Raw genomic sequence first — 25525 nt, 5'->3', positions numbered from 1 at the left:
TTTTAACAATCACATGCTTTAATCTAGAAAAAAACCGAAGATTTTCTTCGGTTTTTTCAATGTGCTCAGGTTTTAAACAGGCGTTTGTATTTCAAAAACTTGGCGTAAATATGCCAAGAAGGTGTCATTATCGGTCATGGTTTTACCCGGACTATCGGACAATTTCGCCACCGACTGACCATTACATTCCACCAATTTCAACACAATATTTAGCGCAGTTTGCCCCATATCATTGGTTAAGTTGGTACCAATCCCAAAACTAACCTGAAAACGGTCTTTAAAATACTGATGCAAGGCCCATGCTTTTTCGACATTTAAGCCATCACTGAAGGTCAGCATTTTAGTTTTACTGTCAATTTTTAGCTTTTTATAATGTGCATAAGCTTTATCGCCCCACACATACGGGTCGCCACTGTCATGTCGCAAGCCATCAAATAACTTGGCAAAATACAAATCAAAGTCACGCAGGAAAGCATCCATCCCGACCACATCAGTCAAGGCAATGCCTAAATCACCCCGATATTCTTGCACCCAAGTTTCTAGTGCGGCTTTTTGGAAGTCACGTAAACGTACATCTAGCGCCTGAAATGCCTGTAAAAACTCATGTGCCATTGTCCCAATTGGGGTAATGCCTAATTCTTTAGCCAACAGTACATTACTAGTACCACGAAACACTTCAGGTACAGCTTGATGAAAAGCCGCAATCACGTGCTTTTGCCATGCAAAACTATAACGGCGGCGCGTACCAAAATCTGAAACCAAAAATGGTGGATCTTCAGGCAGTTGCTGCTGTTGGTAACTTTGAATCAGGGCAATTTTTTGCTGTAAACGGCGCTCACCTTCTGCCCAAACCTCATCATTACGGATGCGCTGAAAATACAGTTCATTGACAATTGCCAGGACAAAAATCTCGAACATCATGGCCTGTACCATCGGGCCTTCTACCCGAATATCCAAACGACCTTGCGCATCAATACTGGCGTGAATAAAACGACGCTTGAGCTGAAATAATTCTAAATAATCGACAAAGTCACTTTTAATAAAGCGTAAATTACGCAAATACTGCAATTCATCTTCTTTAAATTTCAACTGACACAAATGATCAAGCTGCGCATTCAACTCAGCTAAAATATCGCTCAGTGGATACGCGGTATCTTCAAGATTACGGCAGCGGAATTGATACACACTGTGCGTTTGCGGAAATTTATGCAGCACCACCTGTAACATGGTGAATTTATATAAATCAGTATCGAGCAGAGATTGAATAATGGGGGTCATAGGGATCATCATTTCGCGGTACTTCTTGCATTAAAGCATACTTTATTCAGCAAAAAAGGGCTTTTATCGACAATCTTGTTACAACTTTGCTGAAGTGTAGCCTTCCCAAGATATTTTACCTCTCTGCGGGCAGCTACCGTTCTGATGCTTTCGTGATTGATGTTAATGCACGCCAAAGTGCCTAAGTTTGCTACAATCTGCAGCCATCCCCCACACTGAGAAAATTAGTCCCCCATGCGCGCATTATTACAACGAGTTCTTGAAGCCAAAGTCGTGGTCGATGGTGAAATCACTGGCGAGATTCAACAGGGTATTTTGGTATTTTTGGGCTTAGGCAAAGACGATAATTTTGAGAAAGGCAAAAAGCTGATTGATAAAATTTTAAAATATCGTTTTTTTGATGATGAACAAGGCAAAATGGGTTGGAATGTCAGTCAGGCCAATGGCAGTGTGTTATTGGTTTCACAATTTACCCTCATGGCACAGACTCAAAAAGGTTTACGTCCTGATTTTGGCCCTGCGATGCCCCCAAACGATGCCAAAGCGCTGTATGAACAATTGGTGGACTATGCCAAAAGTCAGTTTGACAGGGTGGAAACAGGTATTTTCTCTGCCGATATGAAAGTGCATTTGGTAAATGACGGGCCTGTGACTTTTTGTTTGGAAGTCGAGTAAATCACATATAAAAAAACCTCTGTCAGAAATTGATCAGAGGTTTTTGTTTGGGTCTGAGCAGCTTATTTACCCGTTTTTTGTTTAATAAACTGGCGTGCCATTTTAATTTTTTCTTTTACAGGTTTTGGTAATTTAGGTGGAATCAATTTCGCTGCTTGGTTAAACCACACCAATAAGCCAAAATCACCTTCCATTTTAATGCTGCCATTTTGCATGCCTGTCATAAATGCAGTTGGATCACCTTTCATTAAGGTTTTTACGCCTTGCTCGCTGTCTGCAAACTGCAAAATAAAATCGGCTTTTTCTGCATCGCCTGCCACAGTGTCAATATGTCCATTGTTGACAATAATTTGACGCGCCATACCCAAGTCTGTGCCAATTTGAATACGGAACTGGCGTTCATGCACCAACTCAATAAATTTTGGACTGGTACGTGCCAGTTGTTTCATACGCAATGCCAAACCTGCCACGAGAAGGTCAAGTGGATCGGTGCTGACATCAACCAAAGGAAGTTTGACCACAGGAATTGCAGAAAGTTTCATGACAGTAAAGCCTATTGTAATTGTTGGATAATGAACAGACTCATCCTATCACAACTCCCGCTTTTTGCTGCAAGGCTTTGTATAACAATCTTTAGGAGGGTGTTAAAATTTTGTCGCTGTTTGGATGGCGCAAACTGCCGTACAGATAAAGCAAAAAAGATGCAAACCAGTTGCATCTTTTTAAAGTTTTTGAATTTAGTCTGTACGATTTAGCGGCTTGAGCACTGCTGCTGATCGTCTTCATAGACTGGGGTATGTTCGATATAGCGACGTTTTGCCAAAGCACGCTCTGCCCGACGGTCTTCTCGTAATAATAATAAAGTCACCAAAGTCATCGCCAAGAAAATTGCCGACAAGTAACTGTAGGTAATTGGCAGTTCAAATACGCTTTGCACACTGTAGCGCACCACTTCCAATAAACCCCAAAACACCATACCTGCCAACATAAAGTTTAACCAGCGACGATAAGGCGAAAAGAAAACAGCAATCAACGCAGCTGCGACGAGGCTTAAGCCTACAATGGTCGCTAAATTCGCTGTTAGCATAAAAACCTCCGTCTAAAGATGCAGCCTCTTTTTGAATTGGTCTGCGACTTCAAATACCGTTTAAATAAATAATGGATGTCGATTTAAATTCTATGTCTGCATTATGCTGCGTTTTCTAGATAAAAAAAGACTTGTATTTTTATAAAGCGACACACCTTGTCGCAATATTATATTGTCATTACATTTTTTAAATTTTGTAGTTTTCGGGAAGCTAAGCTAGCTCTTTATTCGCGTGTCATTACAAAAAAACACCTTATTTTTTTGCCTTAAAAAATATTTTTTTCATTCAATGCTGTTGCGGTTTTTATCGACAGTTTTTGTTTACCGTTCATCGTTATCTGCTGATTATACAAACAAAAAACGCAGCATGACTGCTGCGTTTTTTTCATTGAATTGTCATATTAGGCACGGTTCAAGTCTTTGTCATGCACGCCCAATAAGTACAGCACACCATCTAAGCCCACGCTTGAAATGGCTTGATTGGCGTTTTGACGTACCAACGGTTTAGCACGGAACGCCACACCTAAACCTGCAATAGAAAGCATTGGTAAGTCGTTCGCACCATCACCCACCGCAATGGCTTGTTCCAAAGAAATCCCCATTTTGTCTGCCAGTTCACGTAGCAATAATGCCTTACGCGCACCATCCACAATGTGACCTTTTACTTCGCCTGTAACCATGCCATTTTCCACATCTAGAATGTTGGCATGCACTTCATCAATCCCCAATTTTTCCTGCAGATATTCTGCGAAATATTGGAAACCGCCCGACAAAATAGCGGTGCGATAACCCAAAGATTTCAGGGTTGAAATCAGGCGTTCAGCACCTTCGGTCACGGTCAGACGTTCGGCAATTTTAGGCAACACAGCAGCATCTAAACCTTTGAGCAATGCTACGCGCGCGCGGAAACTTTGCTGAAAATCCAGTTCACCCTGCATGGCACGTTCGGTAATGTCCGCCACCTGATCGCCCACACCTGCCTCAATCGCCAACTCATCAATCACTTCTTGTTCAATGAGCGTTGAGTCCATGTCAAAACACACCAAACGGCGGTTACGACGGTAGGCATTGTCTTCTTGTACCGCGACATCCACACTCAGTTCATTCGACAGGCTTAAACACGCAGCACGCATGGCAACTGCATCTAGCATTTGTCCACTTAATCCAAACTGAATGCAAGCACGTTTAGGTTCATCTTCGGCTACATTAAGCTGTGGGCGACCCGACAAACGGGTTACAGTTTCAATGTTAAAACCTTGGCTAGATACAATATGCGTGACCGCCTGTAAATGTGAGGCATTCAGCTCTGGTGCCAGTGCAGTCACGATATAACGGGTACGACCGCCTTCTTTGACCCATTGCTCATATTCAGTTGCAGAGATTGGTTTAAAACGCACAGTTAAGCCAATATCATGTGCTAAAATCAGAATCTCCTTCATGGCTAAAGCAGTTGCAGTCTGGTCTTCTGATGCAACAACAATACCTAAAGTCAGTTGATTATGAATAACAGCTTGGCCAACATCTAAGATTTGTAAGGAATGAGCGGACAATACCTGCATTAATCGAGTAAACTGATTAGGTTGGTCAGGTCCTAAAAATGATATAAGAATGATTTCTCGCATGAATTGACTCGGGTCTGAGCTACAACTATTGTGAGAATCATAATCTAAATTGAATATAAATGCCTTGGAAGTTTTACCTTGAATGCGCCTAGACAAGGGCTATTTGCTAGCCTATTGATTGTAAGTTTTGCTTTTCACACCTTTTTATTGGTGCTTGCAACAACACACCAATTAAATGAAAACCGCGCCAATCAGGGGCAGTTAATGACCAGCCAACTGGTCACAGACAGCCTTTCTGAGCTGGAACCTGCCAATACAGTATCACTGGCATTATTGGTGAATCGTTATGCCACCAATCCAAGCATTGCTTCTATTCGTATTTTAGATGCGCAAAATCAGGTCTTGGCGACAGGTGGACAGTCACGTACCCGTGAAGGTGAAGTCTTTGTCCGCGATGCAATCATCAATGAAAAGAAAGTCGGCAGCATTGAAATTACCTTAATTCAGCCAAGTATTGGTGAAATTCTGCGTACCCAATGGTTAGCGACACTTTTATCATTATTGGTTCATGGCTTGTTATGGTTGGCTTATCGCGCGATTGCCCGTCCAAGTCGTAGTGAATATTTAGCACGCATTAATAATGAATCTCGCCTTAAACACGAATTACAATTATTGACGCAAGCCCTTGAACAAGAAAAACATCAAACGGCTTTGGCACTTGCGCAGGCACAGCAACAGCCTAAACCTGTGATGTCGCCTAAAGCAAACAAAGCCATTGAGCAAAGCCAAGAGCAAAACAACATTGCGCTGAATATTCAGTTTTATGACCCGAAACAATTATTAGACACGGTCACGCAAAGTGTGTCTGTGCCTTATTTTAGCTTATGTCAGATTTTCCTGAACAAAAGCATTGAACTGTGCGTACAACACTACAAGTTAAACCGTTCCGACATTCAAACAGTACAACCATTCCATGAAGATGGCGCAACACTCAGTATTGCAGCCAATACACCAAATGCAGCAGCCTGTATGGCCATGATTGGCACGGTGTTCCAGTTATTGTCTGAAGTGCTGTATAAGCGTTATCGTGAAGAAAAGCGTTTTGTGTTGCAAACTCGCAGTGGTTTATCAACCGCAGTCGAAGCCATGCAGTTATCTGCAGTGCAGGCAGCAGAGCGTTTGGTGCATCAATTATCTGCTCGTGAAAATGCAGTGCATTTACCGAATGAATTACTAGATGAACTGTCTACGCATTATGAATTGGTGAGTATGCCAAATCCGACCAATGTGCTGATGCGCCATGCCTTTATGGTTAATGGCATGGACAGCCAATCGGCTGAGTTGGCGCAAAGCCTGCGAACTGAAATTCTAAAAGGCAAACATTCAAGAGCTTCTTAAAATAATCCATGAGATGCCTTAAAAGCATAAAAACCTGAGTATGCACACATACTCAGGTTTTTTATACTCACAGATGCTAGATCACATCCATTTACTGCAGCCCAATTTACACATTCAACTGCTTCTGCTCGACCAAATACATTTGCGCATTGTGTACAGCAGCCTGCCCCACCACAGCAGCTTTCTGCCATTCGCCATTGGCTTGTAGCTCCCACGCATTTTGATTGTCATGCAAATAACTCAGCAAGCCATCTTCTACAATACGCTGTTTAATTTTCTCATCCAAAATAGGGAAGCAAGTTTCCACCCGTGAAAATAAGTTGCGCCCCATCCAGTCTGCGCTGGCGCAGTACAATTTTTTTGCACCACCATGCTCAAAATAATACACGCGGGTATGTTCCAAAAAGCGTCCCACAATCGAACGGACATGAATACGCTCAGACATACCTTTCACTTTTGGAATCAAACAACAAATCGAGCGGATAATTAAATCGACCTGTACCCCTGCCTGCGAAGCACGGTACAAAGCCGTAATTAACTCAGGCTCAGTCAATGCATTGACTTTAATGATAATTCGGGCAGCTTTGCCTGCTTGTGCAAACCCGATTTCTTGTTCAATCAGTTTGAGCAATTCACTGTGCAAGGTAAATGGTGCATGCAGCAAGTTTTTTAATTTTGCCGATCTGCCCATGCCTGTGAGTTCCTGAAACACCCGATGCACATCTTCACAAATATCAGGATGTGTGGTCATCAAACCATAGTCGGTGTACATACGTGCATTGCCCGCATGATAGTTGCCTGTACCCAAATGCACATAGCGCACCAACTGATCTTGCTCACGACGCACAATCAAAATCATTTTGGCATGGGTTTTATAGCCGACAATGCCATACACCACCACTGCGCCTGCCTCTTGCAAGACGTTGGCGACCATAATGTTGGATTCTTCATCAAAACGTGCGCGTAGCTCGATCACGGCAGTGACTTCTTTGCCATTACGTGCGGCTTCTGCAAGTACCTGCACAATTTCAGAATCTGGGCCACTACGATACAGCGTTTGCTTAATCGCCAACACATTTGGGTCTTTCGCCGCTTCTTTGAGTAAATTAATCACCGGCTGAAAAGAGTCAAATGGGTGATGTAGCAACACATCCTGCTTTTTCAGAATCTCAAACATCGGTTTTTGCTTCCGAAATATTTTTGGAATCACAGGTGCAAAAGGTGGATATTTCAATTCAGGTCGGTCAAAACTACTGGTCAGACGCGACAGGTTAATCGGCCCGCTAATCCGATATAATTGCTGCTCATCTAAATCAAACTCTCTGAGCAAATAATCAATAATATCTTGCGGGCAATCATCTTCAATTTCTAAACGTACCGCACGCCCAAAACGACGTGACGATAATTCATCTTTTAAGGCAACTGCCAAATCATCGACATCTTCGGCCAAAATCAGGTCGGCATTGCGGGTCACTCGAAACGCATAGCAACCTGTGGCTTTCATGCCTGGGAACAGATCATTGATATGCTGCTGAATAATCGCAGTCAAGAAAATATGTTCAGTCGCACTACCTGCCACTTCTTTTGGCAAATTGATTAAACGTGGCAAAGAGCGTGGCGCAGGCACAATCGCCATTTCAATTTCACGTCCAAAAGCATCTTTGCCTTGTAAACTGACAATAAAGTTCAGACTTTTATTGACCAAACGCGGAAATGGATGCGATGGGTCTAGGCTAATTGGCGTTAAAACAGGCTGTACCTGACGGGCAAAATAATCGGCAATCCACGCTTTATGTTTATCCACAATGTCATGGTATTGAATAAAGTGAATCCCTAAACTTTGCAGCTGCGGCAAAATGGCATAATTTAAAGTGTCGTATTGCTGCTTCACCGCCTGATGCACTTTATCAGACAGTTCTACCAAGACCTGTTCAGTCGGAATGGCATCTGGGGTACGGGTAATGGCATTCAAATCGAGTTGCTTCATTAAACCTGCAACGCGAATTTCAAAAAACTCATCTAAATTACGTGAAAAAATAATTAAAAAATTGAGTCGCTCTAAAATAGGTAACTCTGGGTCTAAAGCTTGCGCCAAGACCCGACGGTTAAACTCAATTAAAGAGAGTTCACGATTAAAATAAGTATCAGATGAATGCTGAAAGTGTTCCATATCTTCTCTATGCTGTTTTTAAGACAGTCTGCTTATTTCGCCTCTGTGCAAGGCATGGTAGGTAGAGATTATGACAATCATGTTACACCCACAATCAATCGCAGAACATTTCGTCAAAATTGGGTATATGTAAAAAATTGATTTTTATTTATTTTATTTTACATTTAATCTATTTTTATAGCAAAAAGGAAGATTTCGCCCTTCCCTTTCGCGGCCAGTTCGTTATCTAGTTTTAGCCAAGTAAGTGCTGACTTTGTACTCGCTGTACTCCTTGTGCCAACATCTGTTGCCATGCTTGTTCTAAAGAGCCATTTAAATCAATCGCTTTGGTGGCATCTTCAATCACATAGGTGCTAAAACCCAACTCACAGGCATCTATTGCCGTCCACGCCACACAAAAGTCGGTGGCAATGCCCACAATATAAACCGTATCAATTTCACGGGCTTTTAAATAGGCCGCCAAGCCTGTGGTGGTTTTGCGGTCTGCTTCCATAAAGGCAGAATAACTGTCTATTTGCTCGTGAAAACCTTTGCGTATAATCAATTGTGCTGTAGGCAAATCTAGATCTGGGTGTAATTCAGCATCAGCTGTGCCTTGCACACAATGCACAGGCCACAACACTTGCTCGCCATAACTGAGCTGAATCTGCTCATAGTCCTGTTTGCCTGCATGGTTGGCAGCAAAGGACACATGCGTTGCAGGATGCCAGTCTTGGGTGATCACAATGTTCTGAAACACACGTCCCAACGCATTAATGCAGGGAATAATTTGATCGGCATTTGCAACCGCCAAATTACCTCCTGGACAAAAACCATTTTGCACATCAACCACAATCAAGGCATTATTCAGCTGCTGCATGCTGTTTCCTTTCCCATCTTAAACGCTACCCTCAGCATAGCTGAAATTTAAGTCTGAGTTGTATCGCTTTGATAAAAATAAAAAGAATCGTTTTCGGCACAATGTTGATAGTTCGGTAGCTGTAACAATAATTGCCGTACAAAACGTGGATAGATTTTGGCTTTGCGTGCAGTCGCGGCATGAAAATAAAAATAAGGCAATGGATGCCGAGTTAAATAATTGACCAAATGCTGTCGGGTTAAACGCATCACCTGAAAGGCATCAATACCTGCGTTGACATCTTCATAAGTAGCTTGATCGGCAAATGCCAGCCACGCGTTTTGTTTTGGAGAAGTCCGTGTTGCTCGAAAATGGCGTTTCAGTTCTAAAATAAATTCATATTCAATCAGATACAGCGAAAACTGCTGTTGATCCAACTGAAATTCTGCAATCAATTTTTTCTGCTTCAAATGATACTCTTATATTTACTGTTTTTTAGGACTTATTATACCCTGCTTGCGTCATTGCCACCCAGTAGAACAGGCAGCTTTGCGACAGTACTTGTCACACTTCATTCGAGCATTTTCTCTCAAAAATCAGCGATCAACATACAAAAAAATAGCCTGCAGGTGCAGGCTATTTGGTCTTTCAACTGTTCTCATCCTTTTAAACAGTTTGAATACGACGTACCAATAACAACATGAAAATGGCTGAAATAATAATACATGGAATGGCTGCTGAAATAACCCCAGCCGCACCAAAGCCTGCTGCCAACAACTGACCTGCAATAGCAGGGCCAAGCATTGCGCCTACACGACCAACAGCAGAGGCAACACCGACCCCAGTACCACGTACTTCGGTTGGGTAGACAATACTACCAAAAGCATATAACACGCCCTGACAGCCAATCACAAAAGCACCGACCAAAGCTGAAGCCATATACATTTGCATGAGTGAACCCGCTGCATTTAGAGCAAATAAACCTGCCAAAATACCACCATACATCAATAAAATCACGTAGGCTTTTTTCCAACGGTCGGTCAGCATACCCAAAATTACAGTACCGACTGTCGCACTCACCATGAAATAGAACTGTGCAGTACTGCCTTCTTTACGCGAGAAACCTAATTCCATAAATAAAGATGGTAACCAGCTCAACATGATGTAAACCACCATCAAGGTAAAGAAGTAACTCACCCAAATAAATAAGGTGCGCAATAAGTTTTGTGAATTAAACAAATCTTTAAAAGATGCTTTTGGCGCAGCATTTTGTGCTGTGACATCTTTACCTGCCGCTTGTGCTTTTAAGAATTCACGTGATTCTGGCAATAACCACATCATCAATGGAATGACAATAAATGGCAGCAAACCACCCAAATAGAAAATGTTTTTCCAGTTTGAGCCAAAATCTGTACTGGCAATTAAAGATAAAATGGCTGCACCCACAGGCATACCACAATACATCAAGCCCACAGCACGACCACGGTTTTGTGGCGAAACAGCTTCAGATGCCAAAGTAATTAAAATTGGCATGGCTGCCCCTAAACCCGCACCTGCCAAGAAGCGCACCGCCAATAGGCTTTCAAAGCTATTCACCCACACCGTACATAAGGTAAATAAAGCAAAGACTGCTGTAGACCAGATTAATACTTTTTTACGACCAATACGGTCTGCAAAACGTCCGCCAACCAAAGCACCTGGCAATAAACCTAAAATACCCGCACTAAAAAATACCCCAAGCTGCGAGCTGTCTAAACCAAAATGCTCACGGATACCTGCCGCAGCAATACCTGCTGCCTGAATATCCAGACCTTCAATCACTGCAATTAAAAAGCAGATCGCGACGGTAATAACCGCATGCCGCTGATCGCTATGTTGTGTTGATCTATCCATTGGGTCCCTCTACTAGAATTAGATAGCCATGTGAAAGCCTGCATCTTGCGCAGTTTTAAACTGCAGCAATAGCTATCAATAAGTGTTAGACCAAAGTGAATTTTTTCAGATCAGCGCAAACGTGTTGCGCAGCATGTAGAAAAAAACATAGCGAAAAAAACAATAAATCTGGCAAATTACACGCTATTTTCCCGCTTAAAGCAGTAAATTCAGCGCAAGATTTCTCACCATTTAAGAAGTCAGCGACAACATAGGTAGACTTAAAAGCTATTATTCTTAAGAATCAACAATCAAAATATCCCGATTAAAACAGTCAGATATAAGAGCTATAAGGTCTGAATTGAGCGTTTTTTTGTATAAACATCCACTATTCAGCGTTGTATTTCAAACTTGAGGCTAAAAAAGTGCTGATGAGGGTTGCGCCATACCAATGAAAATTTGGGTACAAAGGAGATGGTTATTATTTTTTTATTTTGAACAACAAGCTGCTGATCCTAAAATACTAAATTAAACAAAGTTTATGATTGCTTTGACGAAAGCATATTGTTCTGACACACTGAATCAGTCATAATTTGGCTAAGCATTATTTAATCAATTTGATTGAATTTTGACCCAAATCAAAATACTGCAACCATCCACATCTACCTTTTCTACACCTCTGTGGATGGAAAAATAGGATCTTTTTAAAAAATGACTCAGCAAGCACAGACCATTCAAGGCTCAATTGTCGCAATTGTCACCCCAATGTTAGAAGATGGCAGCGTAGATTGGAAAGGTCTCGAGAAGCTCGTTGAGTGGCACATAGAACAAGGTACCAACAGTATTGTTGCTGTAGGTACAACTGGTGAAGCATCGACCTTAAGTATGGAAGAGCACACCAAAGTGATCGCAGAAATTATTCGCGTCGCAAATAAGCGTATTCCTGTCATTGCTGGTACTGGTGCAAACTCAACGCATGAAGCCATCGAACTGACCAAAGAAGCACAACAATTGGGCGCAGGTGCGGCCTTATTGGTAACGCCTTATTATAATAAGCCAACTCAGGAAGGTTTATACCAGCACTATAAAGCAATTGCAGAAGCAGTTGATTTACCTATCATTTTATATAATGTACCGGGTCGTACTGGTGTAGATATGTCAAATGAAACGGTCATCCGTCTTGCAGACATCCCAAATATTGTGGGCGTAAAAGATGCAACGGGCGATGTGCCACGTGGTCAGCAATTATTGGCTGGCTTAACAGGCAAAAACATGGTGGTGTATTCAGGCGATGACGCTACGGCATATCAATTGATGCTGCACGGTGCAAAAGGCAATATTTCTGTAACTGCCAATGTTGCACCAAAAGCCATGAGCCAAGTTTGCGCGGCTGCAATCGCAGGTGATGCTGCAGGTGCAGAGCAACAAAACAGTGCGATTGCAAATTTACACAATATTCTATTTTGTGAATCGAACCCAATTCCTGTGAAATGGGCACTTCATGAAATGGGATTAATTGGTACAGGAATTCGCCTGCCATTAACTCCGCTTGCAGAACAATATCGTGCACCGTTACGCGAAGCCCTTCAGGCTGCGGGTGTCATTCAATAAAAGAGCTTAGTATGATGCAATTACGTTTTGGTTTTATCGCCGCACTTTCAGTATTGAGTTTGGCTGGTTGTAGTTCTCTTGCCATCAATAATGGTTCATTGGACTATAAAGACGCCGCTACTTTAGCACCACTTCAATATCCAGAAGGTTCTGTGGTTCGACCTGCAACACCGTTGTATCCTGCACCAAGCGTTGACCCTTTAGCAACGGCAAATGCACCTAAGCTTGAAAATGCACGTGGCAACCGTTTTGCGATGCCACGTCCTGAAGCCATGCAAGCCAGCAGCAACACAGTTCAAGACAGTACGCAAATTGGACGTCCTCAACCCGTAGTTGACGGAAACCAAAATCCGTTGCTCAAAATTGATGGAAATTCTGCTACAATTTGGCAATACACACTTGCCACCCTCAGCAGTCTGAATTACAGCATTGTTGGTCAAAGTAAGAACCGTTACGAGGCAACCATTAAGGTCGATCAACAGATTTATGTCTTAAGATTGACCTCTGTCGGTTCGAGCAACAACCTAGCTGTATTCAATGCCGATAACAGCTTTGCAGATCAAGAAAAAGCTGCAGATCTGTTGGCCCAGATTTACCAAAATTGGCCAGCCTAGCCGTACTAGGCATTTTTTTTTGAAAAAGGTTCCCTCATGTTAAAACAAACCTTGCTCTATACTGGTAAAGCAAAATCTGTTTATACCACAGACAGTGCAGACCACCTGATTTTAGTCTTTCGTGATGATGCCTCTGCGTTCAATGGCGAAAAAATCGAACAACTAGATCGTAAAGGTAAGGTGAACAACCGTTTTAACGCCTTTATCATGGAAAAATTGGCTGAAGCGGGTATCGAAACTCACTTTGAAAAACTACTTACACCAAACGAAGTATTGGTGAAAAAGTTAGACATGATTCCTGTAGAGTGCGTTATTCGTAACTACGCTGCAGGTTCACTCTGCCGTCGTTTAGGTGTAGAAGAAGGTAAAGAACTGACCCCACCTACATTTGAATTGTTCTTTAAAGATGACGCTCTTGGCGACCCAATGGTAAACGAATCTCAAGCGATTGCTTTAGGTTGGGCCAATGCTGAACAATTGGCAAAAATGAAAGAATTAACTTACCAAGTCAACGATGTATTAAAAGCATTGTTTGATGCAGGTAACATGATTTTGGTCGACTTCAAACTTGAGTTTGGTGTATTCCACGACCGTATTGTGTTGGGTGATGAGTTCTCTCCAGACGGTTGCCGTTTATGGGACAAAGACACCAAGAAGAAACTCGACAAAGACCGTTTCCGTCAAGGTTTAGGCGGTGTGGTTGAAGCTTATGAAGAAGTTGCTGCACGTTTAGGCATCGACTTAGACAATATCTAATTCAAGCTTTTCAATTTTAAAAGCTGAATTCCCAAAACCGAGCAACATTGCTCGGTTTTTTGTATTTTGCTGTAGACCAAACAGGGTTTACAAACCAAATCTTTGAAAAAATCGCCCCATCCACAATGCCCAGTCTGTCTGCCTATTTTTAAATTTATCTGAATTTAAATTGTGTATTCTGCAATTCCGTGTATGCTTGTTGTCATACTAGAAAAATATGAAGTTCGTTTTAATCGTCTAAGTCCGTAGTTTTATTTTGTAATCCTTCGTTTGTTCAGATTTTAAGTCGCATCTTTTTCCCAGTTATTCCAAATCTTTTTTAGATTGCAACATATTAAAATTCAGCAGGATATTTCCCTATGTCAAATCCGACAATGAAAGGCACGGTAAAGTGGTTTAACGAAACTAAAGGTTTTGGTTTTATTCAACCAGAATCTGGTCCAGATGTGTTTGCGCATTTCAGCGAAATCGCACACTCAGGCTTCAAGACTTTACACGAAGGTCAGCAAGTTGAATTCAGCATTGCGCAAGGTCAAAAAGGCCCGAATGCTGTAAACATCAAACCGCTTTAAGCCTTTGAATGCAGCACTCAAGGCTGCAAACAAATCTAAAAAAGCTCAAGTTGATTCTTGAGCTTTTTTTATGCCAATACTTTTACAAATATCTTTTCAGCTATACCAAATCGCTTAGGATTGAGTCTGCTGCCAACGACGTTGTTGTAAACGCTCACCTTCCACTTCACGTTTATTACGTGCCGACTCATACAACTTTGTGCCTTTCAGTTCAGGCGGCAAATAGTCCTGTAGCACAAAATGCTCTGGGTAATTGTGCGGATACAAATAATCTACGCCATAGCCTTGTTCTTTCATCAGTTTGGTCGGTGCATTACGCAAATGCAGTGGCACAGGTAAGTTGGCGGTTTTTTCAGCCAAATCCATGGCTTTATTAATTGCCAAATAAGTACTGTTACTTTTGGCACTGGTCGCCAAATATACTGCACATTGTCCTAAAATAATCCGCGCTTCGGGCATACCCAGCACTTGTACCGAGCGGAAACACTCGCCTGCCAATAACAAGGCATTCGGATTTGAATTGCCAATATCTTCCGAAGCAGCAATCAACATGCGACGCGCAATAAAGCTCGGGTCTTCACCGCCTTTGAGCATGCGCGCCATCCAATACAATGCAGCATCGGGGTCACTGCCACGAATTGACTTAATAAAAGCCGATACCAAATCATAATGTTGCTCGCCTGACTTGTCATAACGGGCAATGTTTTGTTGCGCAACCTTGACCACAATCGCGTTGGTGATGATATTTTCCACCTCGGGTTCAAAGGTGCTTGCCACCAAGTCCAGTAGGTTTAAAGCCTTGCGTGCATCACCTGCAGCAAACTGAATCAGAGCATCAAATTCTTCAATCTGAATATAACGGTCTTTTAAGAATTGATCTTGCTGAATGGCTTGAGTAAGCAAAGTCTGAATCGAATCGGCATCTAAAGCCTTTAAGGTATAGACCTGACAACGTGAAAGCAGCGCACTATTGACTTCAAAAGATGGATTTTCAGTGGTCGCACCAATTAAGGTGATTTTGCCCTTTTCCACCGCATTTAATAAGGCATCTTGCTGCGACTTATTAAAGCGATGAATTTCATCAATAAACACCACTGGTGTGAGCAAATCGCCGCCTTCGGCAATAATTTCACGCAGCTCTTTGACCCCAGTATTCAAGGCAGAAAGGCTGATAAAAGGACGATCTACCGCCTGCGCCAACAGCAAAGCGATGGTGGTTTTCCCCACCCCTGGTGGCCCCCAGAAAATAATTGAAGGCAAATGCCCCTGATCAATCATTTGGCGTAACGGCGCTTGCTCACCTAAAAGATGATCTTGACCAATAATTTGCGATAAATCGCGTGGACGCAAACGCTCAGGCAGTGGAATATGACTCTCTGACATCTTGTTATTTCTATACTTGACTTCAACCTAGTCTACTATGATCTCAAGCTTTGGAGTATTTCTAATCGTACCGATTTATCGCTAAAACACGATTCAAAGTTTATTCTGCAGTATGAATTAACGCACCCAACGCACCACATAATCTTCTATATCTTCTTCTGCAACATCCAGTTCTGAAATACAACGCCCTGCCGCAGATTTTTTGGCTTTAATCACACTTTGGCGTGAGCCCGTATTTAAGTAATGCCAAGATGGCAAATTTTTGCCCTGTTTTAAACGACGATAGGCACAACTTGGCGGCAACCAGTGAATTTTTTCTAGTTTTTCGGGGGAAAGTTGAATGCAATCGGGCACAAAGTCAAAGCGATTGGCATAATCTGAACAACGTGCTGTGTTACAGTCCAGTAACTTGCACGCCACTTTGGTATAGGCCACTTCTTGCGTGTCTTCATCTTCTAGTTTGACCAAACAGCATAAACCGCAACCATCGCACAAGGCTTCCCATTCCGCAGTATTTAAGGCATTCAGCGGATAGTTTTTCCAAAATTCAGGTCGTAATTGATCAGACATAGCGCACAGAAAATAACAAAACTGCGTCATTATAACAGCCTTGTTTCAACTTGTTGCTTTTGTTTAGTCTTTAAATGAATCAAACACTTAACTCAAACAACTGAACATTTAATACACAAAAACAAAACAGTGTGCTGCGTTCAGCTCCCTATACTAAATTCAGAAGCTATAAAAACACATGGAGAACAATTATGTTTCGTTGGGCTATAATCTTCGCAGTGATTGCGTTAATCGCGAGTTTACTTGGTTTTGGTGGTGTCGCAGGTTTATCCAAAGACTTTGCCATTATTTTATTGGTGATTGCTGTGATTTTGGCAGTTGTTGGTTTCCTCTCTCGCGGAAAAATCTAGTGACCTCGTCTATAAATTCCTAAAAATCAGATAAAAAAGAAGGATTTTTCCTTCTTTTTTTATGTCCGCTTTTTACGCAACAAATGCCAATTTGGCTATTTTAAAAATATTTTCTCACATTTATAGGCAGTATTTCCCCTGTTTTTAAAAATGCGTGCCATATTATTATGCTTTAATCATGGCATTGAAAACGATAAGGAATAAGGCATGGCTTTAGCAATCAAAACTCGCGAAATTGAATATACGGCTGCAGATGGCAGCAAACTGATCGGTTATTTTGCTGCACCAGAAACAGCACAAGCTGTCGCGGGGGTGATTGTCGCACCTGAATGGTGGGGACGTAACGAATACACCGAACAACGCGCGCGTGAATTGGCTGAACATGGTTTTGCAGCCTTAGCGATTGATATGTATGGCGATAAAAAAGTCACCACCACCGCAGCCCAAGCCAATGAATGGATGATGCAAACTTTTGCAGATGCTGACACAATTGTGACTCGTGCGTCTGCAGCTTTGGACACTTTAGCTGCCCAACCTGAAGTAAATCGCGATAAACTCGCTGCAATTGGTTTCTGTTATGGCGGCAAAGTCGTACTGGATTTGGCTCGTTCTGGCGCAGCATTAAAAGCAGTGGTGACCTTCCACGCCAACCTCAGCCCGAAAGCCCCTGCACAACAAGGTCAGCTTCAAGCCGAGATTTTGGTGTTGCATGGTGAGTTGGACAGCATGGTGACTTTAGACGATGTCGCAAGTTTCCGTGAAGAAATGCACGCGGCTCAAGTAGAGCATGAAGTGATTATTTTTGAAGATGCCAAACACGGCTTTAGTAACCCTCAAGCCGATGAACGTGCCAAAGCCAATGGGGTCGATTTAGGCTACAACGCATCGGCAGAGCAACAAGGTTTAGCTGCCATGTATGAAGTGTTGGATCGTCGTTTAGCAGATTAATCTGCTGTTCACATTACGCAGCATATACTCAACGCAAGCCAAGAAAATTTTAAAGAAGAGGATATAACAATGACTGAGCAATGCCCTTATTGCAATTTTGATGATTATGATGTTTTGGCAAAAAATGAATTTGGGGTAATTTTGCCTGAACCCAATGCCCTGTCTAAAGGACATTGCGTAATCATTCCGCTACGTCACGTCGGCTCTTTTTTTGACATTACAGACAAAGAACGTAAAAGTTTATTGTCTTTATTAGAATTGGCGCGCAATGAGTTGCAATTGCGTCATCAACCTGCAGGTTTCCATGTGGGTTTTAATGATGGCGATGTGTTTGATGCTAAATCTGAGCATTTACACATCCACATTATTCCACGCTATGAAGGTCAGACCTTAAAATTGGATAACCGTTGGGGTATGAGCGGTCAAATTTAAACCACGACTCGTTTTATCCCAAACCAAGTGAAACCAAACCTAAAGAAGAAGATGCACGCTCATCTTCTTTTTTTATGCACGTAATTCCCACGCCAGTTTGGCTATACTAAGCCGCTACTTTACAAACTGGGTTCGCATGACTGCTTTTTCATTTTCCGATGCTCTCCTCACGTGGTTCGATCAACACGGACGCCATGACCTGCCGTGGCAAGTCGCCGATGATCCCTATGCGGTGTGGGTGTCTGAAATCATGCTGCAACAAACTCAGGTCAAAACCGTATTGCAATATTTTGAGCGTTTTTTGCAGCGCTTTCCGACAGTGCAAGATTTAGGACGTGCAACTTGGGATGAAGTTGCACCGTATTGGGCAGGTTTAGGCTATTACGCCCGCGCCCGCAACTTGCATAAAGCCGCAGCCATTGTGGCACAGCAAGGACATTTTCCAAGTACGCTCGAACAGTGGATGGCTTTGCCGGGCATTGGTCGCTCTACGGGTGGTGCCATGATGTCGCTGGGTTTACGCCAATACGGCGTCATTATGGATGGCAACGTCAAACGGGTTTTAGCACGTTTTTTTGCTATTGAAGATGATTTATCCAAACCTGTACATGAACGTGCCATGTGGCAACTGGCAGAACAGCTCTGCCCCGAAGTGCGTAATCACGACTATACGCAGGCTATTATGGATTTGGGCGCCACCATTTGTACCCCCAAAAAACCACTGTGCTTATATTGCCCAATGCAACAACACTGCAAAGCACATCAACAAGGTTTAGAGCAGGAATTGCCCTTTAAAAAACCGAAAAAAGCCGTACCCGTTAAATCTGCACAGGTCTTAGTACTGCAATGCGCAGATCAGTGGTTATGGCAACAACGTCCCAATACAGGACTTTGGGGTGGACTATGGTGTTTGCCTGTCATTGAAGATGCACAGGCTTTTGAGCAACTGTGTCAAAGCTTGAGCCTTAAACAGGTACAGCAACGCGCACAGATTTCACATAGCTTTACCCATTTCACTTGGCAGCTTGAAGCACTGTGTTTTCAGGTCGATGCTGATCTACAAGAACACTTGGCAATAGAACTGAATGCAGATTGGTATAGTCCGCAACAAGCCAGCGATTTGGGCATTCCGACGGCCATGAAAAAATTGATCTCGGCAATCAATCTGTGACATAGTCAAGCATCGTGATGAATGAAATCTTTGCTTTCACTGCCATTACAAGGATGTCTTATGTTTCGATGGATTGCTGTTTTAAGCCTGTCACTCTTTACCTTATTGATTGCGGCCTGTAGTTCTGCACCGAAACGTCCTAGTACCCCACTCCCGCCTGCCTTGGTGCAAAAACTCAATCAAATGAGTTTAAAAACTCGCTTGCCCATTCCTGTGCAGGGCATTAAAGCGCATCAGTTGAATGACACTTGGGGTGCATCTCGTAGTAGCGGACGTTTGCATGAAGGCATTGATATTCTTGCCGCCAAAGGCAGCAAAGTGTATAGCGCTACAGAAGGTTTAATTGCAGACTTACGCGATAATCGCTTAGGTGGTAAAGTAATTTGGATATTAGGGCCTGCAGGCACTTGGCATTACTATGCACACTTGGATGGACATAAACGCGGTTTAAACGTGGGCGATTATGTCAAGGCAGGAACGCATATTGGCTATGTCGGCAATACAGGCAACGCCCGACACACTGCCGCACATTTGCATTACGGACTTTATTTAAATGGTAAAGGACGCGGTGCGGTCAATCCTTATCCTTATTTACGTTAATTTTGTTAGGAACATTTCATGTCTGAAGCCTTGATAAATCGATTGGTGGAATTTGCAGAATCTGGCAATCAACAAAAAATTGTATTGGCAGGACAAGTCCATCAAGGCTGGGTCATGGAAATTACTGAAGATGCCCTGCTCATCAGCACAGGTTATTCAGATAAAGTCGGTAAAGACAACTGGATTTCCTTTCACGATCTGCAACAGGCAGAACTATATTATTGGGATAACCAACATGACCAATGGGCAGCATTTCAGCTTTAAGTCCGTCCCATTCACATCTATTCAGCTATCTATTCAACAAGGAGCATGACCCATGACGATACAACGCTGTGGTTGGTGTTCCGATGATCCGCTCTATATTTCCTATCATGATTTAGAGTGGGGACAAGCTGTATTTGCCGAAGCACATTTATTTGAAATGCTGTGTTTGGAAGGACAGCAAGCAGGCTTGTCTTGGATTACTGTATTAAAAAAACGTGAGGCGTATCGTCAACATTTTTTCCAATACAGCATTGCTGAAATTGCCGCATTTAGTGATGATGATCTTACGCTCAAATTACAAGATGCTGGATTAATTCGCCATCGAGGCAAATTACAAGCAATTCGTGACAACGCACGTGCATGGCAAAAACTAAAAGACGCCGATATAAACGTCGTGACATGGCTTTGGGGTTTTGTTGCACAGCAACCTATTAGGAATGATGTACCTGACTATCGTCTTGCGCCTGCACAAACCGACGCTAGTGTTGCCATGTCGAAAGCCCTAAAGAAAAATGGTTTTAAATTTGTAGGCCCGACCACCTGCTATGCTTTTATGCAAGCTGTAGGCATGGTCGATGATCATGAAAATCACTGTCACTTTAAAACAACATCTTAAAGCAACATCCAAGCTTTAGTATTCAAAACTGCTCAACCCATAATAGCAAGATCACCAATCAATACAGTCAGCCTTATGACAAGGACGGTGCAATATGAGTAATACCATTCGAGCCTATGCCGCAATGCAGGCAGGTGAAGCCCTGCAAGCCTATCAATTTGATGCGGGTGAATTGCAGGCGCATCAGGTAGAAGTCAAAGTCGAATATTGTGGCTTATGCCATTCCGATCTTTCAGTCATTCAAAATGACTGGCATTCCTCGGTATATCCTGTGGTGGCAGGACATGAAATTATTGGCACGATTACCCAATTAGGCAGTGAGGCCAAAGGCTTAACCGTGGGGCAACGTGTAGGCATTGGCTGGACTGCAGACAGTTGCCAACACTGCGATGCCTGTATTGCAGGCGAACAAGTGCTGTGCAGCAATGGCACTACCGCAACCATTGTGGGACATGCAGGTGGTTTTGCCGATAAAGTCCGTGCAGGTTGGCAATGGGTAATTCCATTACCCGATGAGGTCGATCCTGTCAGTGCAGGGCCTTTGCTCTGTGGTGGAATTACCGTATTTGATCCGATCTTGAAACATCAAATTCAGGCAGTACATCATGTTGCGGTGATTGGTATTGGTGGCTTGGGGCATATCGCCATCAAATTATTAAAAGCATGGGGCTGTGAAATTACGGCGTTCAGTTCCAATCCAGACAAAACCGCAGAATTACTGGCTATGGGTGCAGACCATGTGGTGAACAGCCGTGATGCCGCTGCGCTTAAAACCCAACGTGGCAAATTTGACTTGATTTTAAGTACGGTAAATGTGAGCTTGGACTGGAATGCCTATTTAAGCACGCTGGCACCGCATGGCACTATTCACATGCTAGGTTTAGCGCTGGAACCCATGCCTATTAAGGCAGGCAGCTTGATTGGTGGTGCAAAATCAGTGACGGGGTCTTCAACAGGTTCACCCAAAGCTCTGCGTCAATTACTTCAATTTGCAGCACGCAAACAGATTGCCCCGCAAGTCGAAGTTTTTCCAATGTCACAGATCAATCAGGCCATTGAACATTTGCATCAAGGCAAGGCTCGCTATCGGGTGGTGTTAAAGGCCGACTTTGACTGATTTTAAGTTAAATCAGGATAGTCAAATATATTTATGTCTATCTTTATTTAGGTAAAACCGCTTATCTAAAAACCTAGATAACATGAAGATACTCGGAAGTGTCATCCACAACCTGCGTAGCATTAGACCATTATTGTTTCTGCGAAATAATGAATGAGATACAAGAATTAAACAGGTTTTGTGGATGACAATGGTTTTGCCCACTTTTGCCGAAACAAAAGTGGGTCGAACCGAAGGTTAATCCTATTATTGGACAACAACCCATCAGGACGCTGTCTTGATCATTTATGCGATTACAATAAAAATTTACCTACAGCCCAAACGCAATCTGACTTTTCTTAAATGACCCACATCTAGTCCTGAATTGATAAGATTTATGTATAAAAAATGTTTTAGATATTCAGTCTGTTATAGAATAAACTGCGTAAGCAGCATATATTAAAAAGTTGAATCGACACAGGCTGCAAAGCCACGTGCCAAACTAGAAAAGTCTGTGAAAAAGTCTGCTAAGATGAATGCTGCTTTTTTAACTATAAAATGAATTTGAGAAAACCTATGAGTAAAGCCTTACCCATCGCTGTTGCTGTAATTTTAGGCGGTGCTGCACTTGTTCCTGTTTATTATGCCTCTCAAAACCCAGCAGTGGCGACCTCTAAAGCGTCGGCAAATGCTTCTGCGGTTGAAAAAATCAGCTACGCTTTGGGTTATGAAGTGGCACATCAAACCCCACCAGAGCTAGACATCAACAGCTTTGTAACAGGTGTGCGTGAAGGTCATGCGCGTAAACAACCTGCCTACACCGAAGAAGAATTACAAAAAGCCTATGAGCAATTCCAGCAAGAGTTGCAACAAAAACAAGCCACTCAAGCGCAAGCTGCGCAAACAGCCAGTGATTCATTCTTAACTGAAAATGGCAAAAAAGCAGGCGTACAAACCACAGCTTCTGGCTTGCAATATCAAGTGATTAAAGAAGGCACAGGCAAACAGCCAACGGCAAGCTCTGTGGTCAAAGTGCACTACACGGGTAAACTGGTCGATGGCAAAGTATTTGACAGCTCGGTACAACGTGGTGAGCCAATTGAATTCCCACTGAATCAAGTCATTCCGGGCTGGACTGAAGGTTTACAGCTCATGAAGGAAGGCGGTAAAGCTACGCTGTATATTCCATCGAAACTGGGCTACGGCGAACAAGGTGTACCAGGCATGATTCCTGCCAACAGCACCTTAATTTTTGATGTTGAACTGATTGAAGTGAAATAACAACATCACCCTTTCAGGAGAGCTTGGCTCTCCTGTATGGTCTTAGGACGAAAAGAATGAAAAAACACCTTGCCCTTGTGTGTATCGCACTGCTCAGCAGTGGCAGTTTTGCCAAAACCGTGACCAATAAAAGTCCTGTTGCAGATCAGGTCGGTTATAGCTTTGGTTATTTAATGGGGCGCAGCAATGCGGAAACCTTAAAAGATATTGATCTCGAAGCCTTCATTGCTGGCTTAAAAATGGCAACACAAGACCAAGCCGCCAGTTTAAGCGATGAAGAAATGGCACGAGTGCTGACTCAATTCAAAAAGCAAGCCGAAGCCAAACAACTGATTGAGCTTAAAAAAGTAGCCGATAGCAATGCTAAAATTGGGCAAGCCTTTTTAAACAATAATGCCAAAAAGGCAGGGGTCAAAGTCACCAAGTCTGGCTTGCAATATCAAGTCTTACAGGCAGGTACGGGCAAATCACCCAAAGCCACCTCTACCGTTAAAGTCCATTATGAAGGTCGTTTAATTGATGGTACGGTATTTGACAGTTCTATCGCCCGCGATCAAGCTGCAGAATTTCAGGTCAGCCAAGTCATTCAAGGTTGGACTGAAGGCTTACAACTCATGAAAGTTGGTGCCAAATATCGCTTCTTTATTCCTGCTGCTCTAGCCTACGGTCAAATTGGCTCAGGCGATGCAATTGAGCCAAACAGCACGCTTATTTTTGATGTGGAACTTTTAGAAATTGTAAAATAATCCAAAGCCGCATCATCTTTAAACAAAAAAATACCGCAATTTAAATTGCGGTATTTTTTCAGATCAACTTCGCTTCATTAAGGTTTTAAATGACGTGGTCTAAAACCCGTTGCCAACAATCCAACCCCATAGGCCACTACGCCCACCACACACAGCGCAGTGACTTCTGCCACACGCATCCATTGTGATACATCACCGTTATACCAAGTTAAGGCATACCACAACGCAGCAATCATCACGGCATTTGCCACTGCAAACTGCACCATGAGTTTTTTCCAGTGCGCACCAAAACGGAAAATCTTGCGTTGATGCAAATAGAAATACAACATGCCTGCATTCACCAAAGCCGAACCTGATGATGCCAGTGCCAATGCCATGTGTTCAGCTTGCCAGTCAATCAGTTTAAAGAAGCCAATAAACACCACGTTTAAAATCGCATTGGCAGCCACAGCCATTAAACCCACACGTACTGGTGTTTTGGTGTCTTGCTGTGCATAAAAACCCGGTGCAAAGACTTTAATCAGCATGAATGAAATCACCCCTGCACTCATACATTGCAAGGCCAAAGCGGTCATTTGCGTATCTTTAAAACTAAACTGACCACGCTCAAACAAGGCTTGGATAATAGGCGTTGATAACATAAACAGTGCAATACTGGCAGGGACACCTACCAAAATAATCACCCGTGCAGCCCAGTCCATCATGCCGCGGAATTTATCCATATTTTGTTCTGCATGACGCGCAGACAGTGACGGTAAAATGACCGTCCCAATCGCTACACCAATTAAGCCCAAAGGTAGCTCTGTCATACGTTCCGCACTATACAACCACGACACCGAACCATCCTGCATAAAAGATGCCCAAATGGTGTTGAGTAGCAGGTTAATTTGCGTGACCGATACCCCAAATAAAGCAGGCAGCATCAGCTTCATAATCCGATCCACCCCTTCATGCTTGAAATCAACTTTAGGGGGAATCAGCAGCTTTTTACGCCATAGTTCTGGAATTTGAATCGCAAGTTGTAAAGCACCCGCGATAATCACCGCCCAACCCAGTGCCATAATCGGCTCTGCCATGTACGGTGTGAGCCATAATGCACCTGCAATCATCGCCACATTCAGCAATACAGGCGCAAAGGCAGGCGTGGTAAATGAGCCATAGCTGTTCAAAATACTGCTGGCAAATGCCGTCAGCGACATAAACAACAAATAAGGAATGGTCAGGCGGAACATATCGGTGGCTAGCGCAAACTTTTCAGGGTCGCTATGGAAACCCGGTGCGTAGATATACATCACCGCAGGCGCAGCCACCATGGCGGTAAAGGTTAGCCCTGTCATTACCGTCATTAAACAGCCAAAAACCCGACTAATTAAAATTTGTACTTCGGCATGAGTGCGGCTGGTTTTATATTCGGTCAATACAGGAATAAATGCCTGCGAAAACGCCCCTTCGGCAAACAGTCGCCTGAAAAAGTTGGGGATACGAAACGCCACCACAAAGGTATCGAAATCTTTACCTGCACCAAACACATTCAGCAATACCACATCACGGACTAATCCTAGCACCCGTGACAGCATGGTCATTGCACTGACAATAAAGGTCGATCGCCAAAGCGCCATCGTTACCACCCAATTA

The 25525-nt window shown here is 43.0% G+C and carries 27 protein-coding genes; 16 read left to right on the top strand and 11 right to left on the bottom strand.

Annotated features, from left to right (window positions below):
• Positions 1-72: 72 nt before the first annotated feature.
• Entirely contained in the window at positions 73-1278 is a 1206-nt protein-coding gene (gene pncB / locus FTV41_RS10210; protein ID WP_131261228.1) for a nicotinate phosphoribosyltransferase, read from the bottom strand.
• A 234-nt stretch (positions 1279-1512) separates the two neighbouring features.
• On the opposite strand from pncB, the gene dtd reads away from it, so the two are divergent.
• Complete coding sequence (gene dtd, locus FTV41_RS10205) at positions 1513-1953, top strand: D-aminoacyl-tRNA deacylase (protein WP_004974142.1); 441 nt, start codon at positions 1513-1515, stop codon at positions 1951-1953.
• A 62-nt stretch (positions 1954-2015) separates the two neighbouring features.
• On the opposite strand, the gene FTV41_RS10200 is transcribed toward dtd, so the two are convergent.
• The 3 genes from FTV41_RS10200 to serB all read right to left on the bottom strand — a co-directional run bounded on the left by FTV41_RS10200 (position 2016) and on the right by serB (position 4662).
• Positions 2016-2495, bottom strand: a complete 480-nt coding sequence (locus FTV41_RS10200) for a hypothetical protein (protein WP_004974140.1) — start codon at positions 2493-2495, stop codon at positions 2016-2018.
• A 209-nt stretch (positions 2496-2704) separates the two neighbouring features.
• Entirely contained in the window at positions 2705-3040 is a 336-nt protein-coding gene (aciT, locus tag FTV41_RS10195) for a ciprofloxacin tolerance protein AciT (protein WP_004974137.1), read from the bottom strand.
• 401 nt (positions 3041-3441) lie between these two features.
• Entirely contained in the window at positions 3442-4662 is a 1221-nt protein-coding gene (gene serB, locus FTV41_RS10190) for a phosphoserine phosphatase SerB (RefSeq protein ID WP_004974136.1), read from the bottom strand.
• Positions 4663-4740: 78 nt separating this feature from the next.
• On the opposite strand from serB, the gene FTV41_RS10185 reads away from it, so the two are divergent.
• On the top strand, positions 4741-6000 hold the full coding sequence (locus FTV41_RS10185) for a hypothetical protein (RefSeq protein WP_004974135.1): 1260 nt from the start codon (positions 4741-4743) through the stop codon (positions 5998-6000).
• A gap of 106 nt (positions 6001-6106) precedes the next feature.
• On the opposite strand, the gene ppk1 is transcribed toward FTV41_RS10185, so the two are convergent.
• The 4 genes from ppk1 to mhpT all read right to left on the bottom strand — a co-directional run bounded on the left by ppk1 (position 6107) and on the right by mhpT (position 10901).
• On the bottom strand, positions 6107-8170 hold the full coding sequence (ppk1, locus tag FTV41_RS10180) for a polyphosphate kinase 1 (RefSeq protein ID WP_131261229.1): 2064 nt from the start codon (positions 8168-8170) through the stop codon (positions 6107-6109).
• A gap of 232 nt (positions 8171-8402) precedes the next feature.
• Entirely contained in the window at positions 8403-9029 is a 627-nt protein-coding gene (gene pncA / locus FTV41_RS10175) for a bifunctional nicotinamidase/pyrazinamidase (RefSeq protein WP_104852749.1), read from the bottom strand.
• 47 nt (positions 9030-9076) lie between these two features.
• Positions 9077-9478, bottom strand: coding sequence for a hypothetical protein (locus tag FTV41_RS10170; RefSeq protein WP_131261230.1), 402 nt, complete (start codon positions 9476-9478; stop codon positions 9077-9079).
• 196 nt (positions 9479-9674) lie between these two features.
• Entirely contained in the window at positions 9675-10901 is a 1227-nt protein-coding gene (gene mhpT, locus FTV41_RS10165; protein ID WP_131261231.1) for a 3-(3-hydroxy-phenyl)propionate transporter MhpT, read from the bottom strand.
• Positions 10902-11591: 690 nt separating this feature from the next.
• Here mhpT and dapA point away from each other — a divergent pair.
• From dapA to FTV41_RS10145, 4 genes are all read left to right on the top strand, one after another.
• On the top strand, positions 11592-12491 hold the full coding sequence (gene dapA / locus FTV41_RS10160) for a 4-hydroxy-tetrahydrodipicolinate synthase (protein WP_179996515.1): 900 nt from the start codon (positions 11592-11594) through the stop codon (positions 12489-12491).
• 14 nt (positions 12492-12505) lie between these two features.
• On the top strand, positions 12506-13105 hold the full coding sequence (locus FTV41_RS10155; protein WP_026438344.1) for a hypothetical protein: 600 nt from the start codon (positions 12506-12508) through the stop codon (positions 13103-13105).
• A gap of 36 nt (positions 13106-13141) precedes the next feature.
• Positions 13142-13861 carry a phosphoribosylaminoimidazolesuccinocarboxamide synthase gene (gene purC / locus FTV41_RS10150; protein WP_004974116.1) on the top strand — a complete coding sequence of 240 codons (720 nt, stop codon included), beginning with the start codon at positions 13142-13144 and terminating at the stop codon, positions 13859-13861.
• Positions 13862-14220: 359 nt separating this feature from the next.
• The gene (locus FTV41_RS10145) at positions 14221-14433 is read left to right on the top strand and encodes a cold-shock protein (RefSeq protein ID WP_004974113.1); all 213 of its coding nucleotides are present in this window, start codon (positions 14221-14223) and stop codon (positions 14431-14433) included.
• A 114-nt stretch (positions 14434-14547) separates the two neighbouring features.
• On the opposite strand, the gene FTV41_RS10140 is transcribed toward FTV41_RS10145, so the two are convergent.
• Both FTV41_RS10140 and FTV41_RS10135 read right to left on the bottom strand, forming a co-directional pair.
• Positions 14548-15816 (bottom strand): replication-associated recombination protein A, encoded by a 1269-nt coding sequence (locus tag FTV41_RS10140; RefSeq protein WP_004974112.1) that lies wholly within the window; start codon positions 15814-15816, stop codon positions 14548-14550.
• Between the two features lie 117 nt (positions 15817-15933).
• Complete coding sequence (locus tag FTV41_RS10135; protein ID WP_026438343.1) at positions 15934-16386, bottom strand: YcgN family cysteine cluster protein; 453 nt, start codon at positions 16384-16386, stop codon at positions 15934-15936.
• Positions 16387-16577: 191 nt separating this feature from the next.
• On the opposite strand from FTV41_RS10135, the gene FTV41_RS10130 reads away from it, so the two are divergent.
• From FTV41_RS10130 to FTV41_RS10085, 10 genes are all read left to right on the top strand, one after another.
• Positions 16578-16736 (top strand): DUF1328 domain-containing protein, encoded by a 159-nt coding sequence (locus tag FTV41_RS10130; RefSeq protein WP_179994334.1) that lies wholly within the window; start codon positions 16578-16580, stop codon positions 16734-16736.
• 207 nt (positions 16737-16943) lie between these two features.
• A complete protein-coding gene (locus FTV41_RS10125; protein WP_179996514.1) occupies positions 16944-17684 on the top strand; it encodes a dienelactone hydrolase family protein in 741 nt (246 codons plus the stop codon).
• Positions 17685-17753: 69 nt separating this feature from the next.
• Positions 17754-18116: an HIT family protein gene (locus tag FTV41_RS10120; RefSeq protein ID WP_070155794.1), complete on the top strand. Its 363-nt coding sequence runs from the start codon at positions 17754-17756 to the stop codon at positions 18114-18116.
• A gap of 136 nt (positions 18117-18252) precedes the next feature.
• The gene (gene mutY, locus FTV41_RS10115; protein WP_131261235.1) at positions 18253-19287 is read left to right on the top strand and encodes an A/G-specific adenine glycosylase; all 1035 of its coding nucleotides are present in this window, start codon (positions 18253-18255) and stop codon (positions 19285-19287) included.
• A gap of 60 nt (positions 19288-19347) precedes the next feature.
• Positions 19348-19887 (top strand): M23 family metallopeptidase, encoded by a 540-nt coding sequence (locus FTV41_RS10110; protein ID WP_131261236.1) that lies wholly within the window; start codon positions 19348-19350, stop codon positions 19885-19887.
• An 18-nt stretch (positions 19888-19905) separates the two neighbouring features.
• Positions 19906-20151, top strand: coding sequence for a hypothetical protein (locus FTV41_RS10105; RefSeq protein WP_104852758.1), 246 nt, complete (start codon positions 19906-19908; stop codon positions 20149-20151).
• 52 nt (positions 20152-20203) lie between these two features.
• Positions 20204-20767 carry a DNA-3-methyladenine glycosylase I gene (locus FTV41_RS10100; protein ID WP_179996513.1) on the top strand — a complete coding sequence of 188 codons (564 nt, stop codon included), beginning with the start codon at positions 20204-20206 and terminating at the stop codon, positions 20765-20767.
• 94 nt (positions 20768-20861) lie between these two features.
• A complete protein-coding gene (locus tag FTV41_RS10095) occupies positions 20862-21884 on the top strand; it encodes an NAD(P)-dependent alcohol dehydrogenase (protein ID WP_179996512.1) in 1023 nt (340 codons plus the stop codon).
• Positions 21885-22439: 555 nt separating this feature from the next.
• Positions 22440-23144 (top strand): FKBP-type peptidyl-prolyl cis-trans isomerase, encoded by a 705-nt coding sequence (locus tag FTV41_RS10090; protein ID WP_004974091.1) that lies wholly within the window; start codon positions 22440-22442, stop codon positions 23142-23144.
• 56 nt (positions 23145-23200) lie between these two features.
• Positions 23201-23890, top strand: a complete 690-nt coding sequence (locus tag FTV41_RS10085; protein ID WP_004974089.1) for an FKBP-type peptidyl-prolyl cis-trans isomerase — start codon at positions 23201-23203, stop codon at positions 23888-23890.
• Between the two features lie 77 nt (positions 23891-23967).
• Here FTV41_RS10085 and murJ read toward each other — a convergent pair whose 3' ends face one another.
• Positions 23968-25518: a murein biosynthesis integral membrane protein MurJ gene (gene murJ / locus FTV41_RS10080; RefSeq protein ID WP_171287394.1), complete on the bottom strand. Its 1551-nt coding sequence runs from the start codon at positions 25516-25518 to the stop codon at positions 23968-23970.
• Positions 25519-25525 lie beyond the last annotated feature (7 nt).

Source organism: Acinetobacter sp. YH16051, assembly GCF_013417135.1.
Taxonomy (GTDB): Bacteria; Pseudomonadota; Gammaproteobacteria; order Pseudomonadales; family Moraxellaceae; genus Acinetobacter; species Acinetobacter towneri.
Note: the sequence above shows the minus strand (reverse complement) of the source record. Positions and strands in the feature narration are given on the sequence as shown.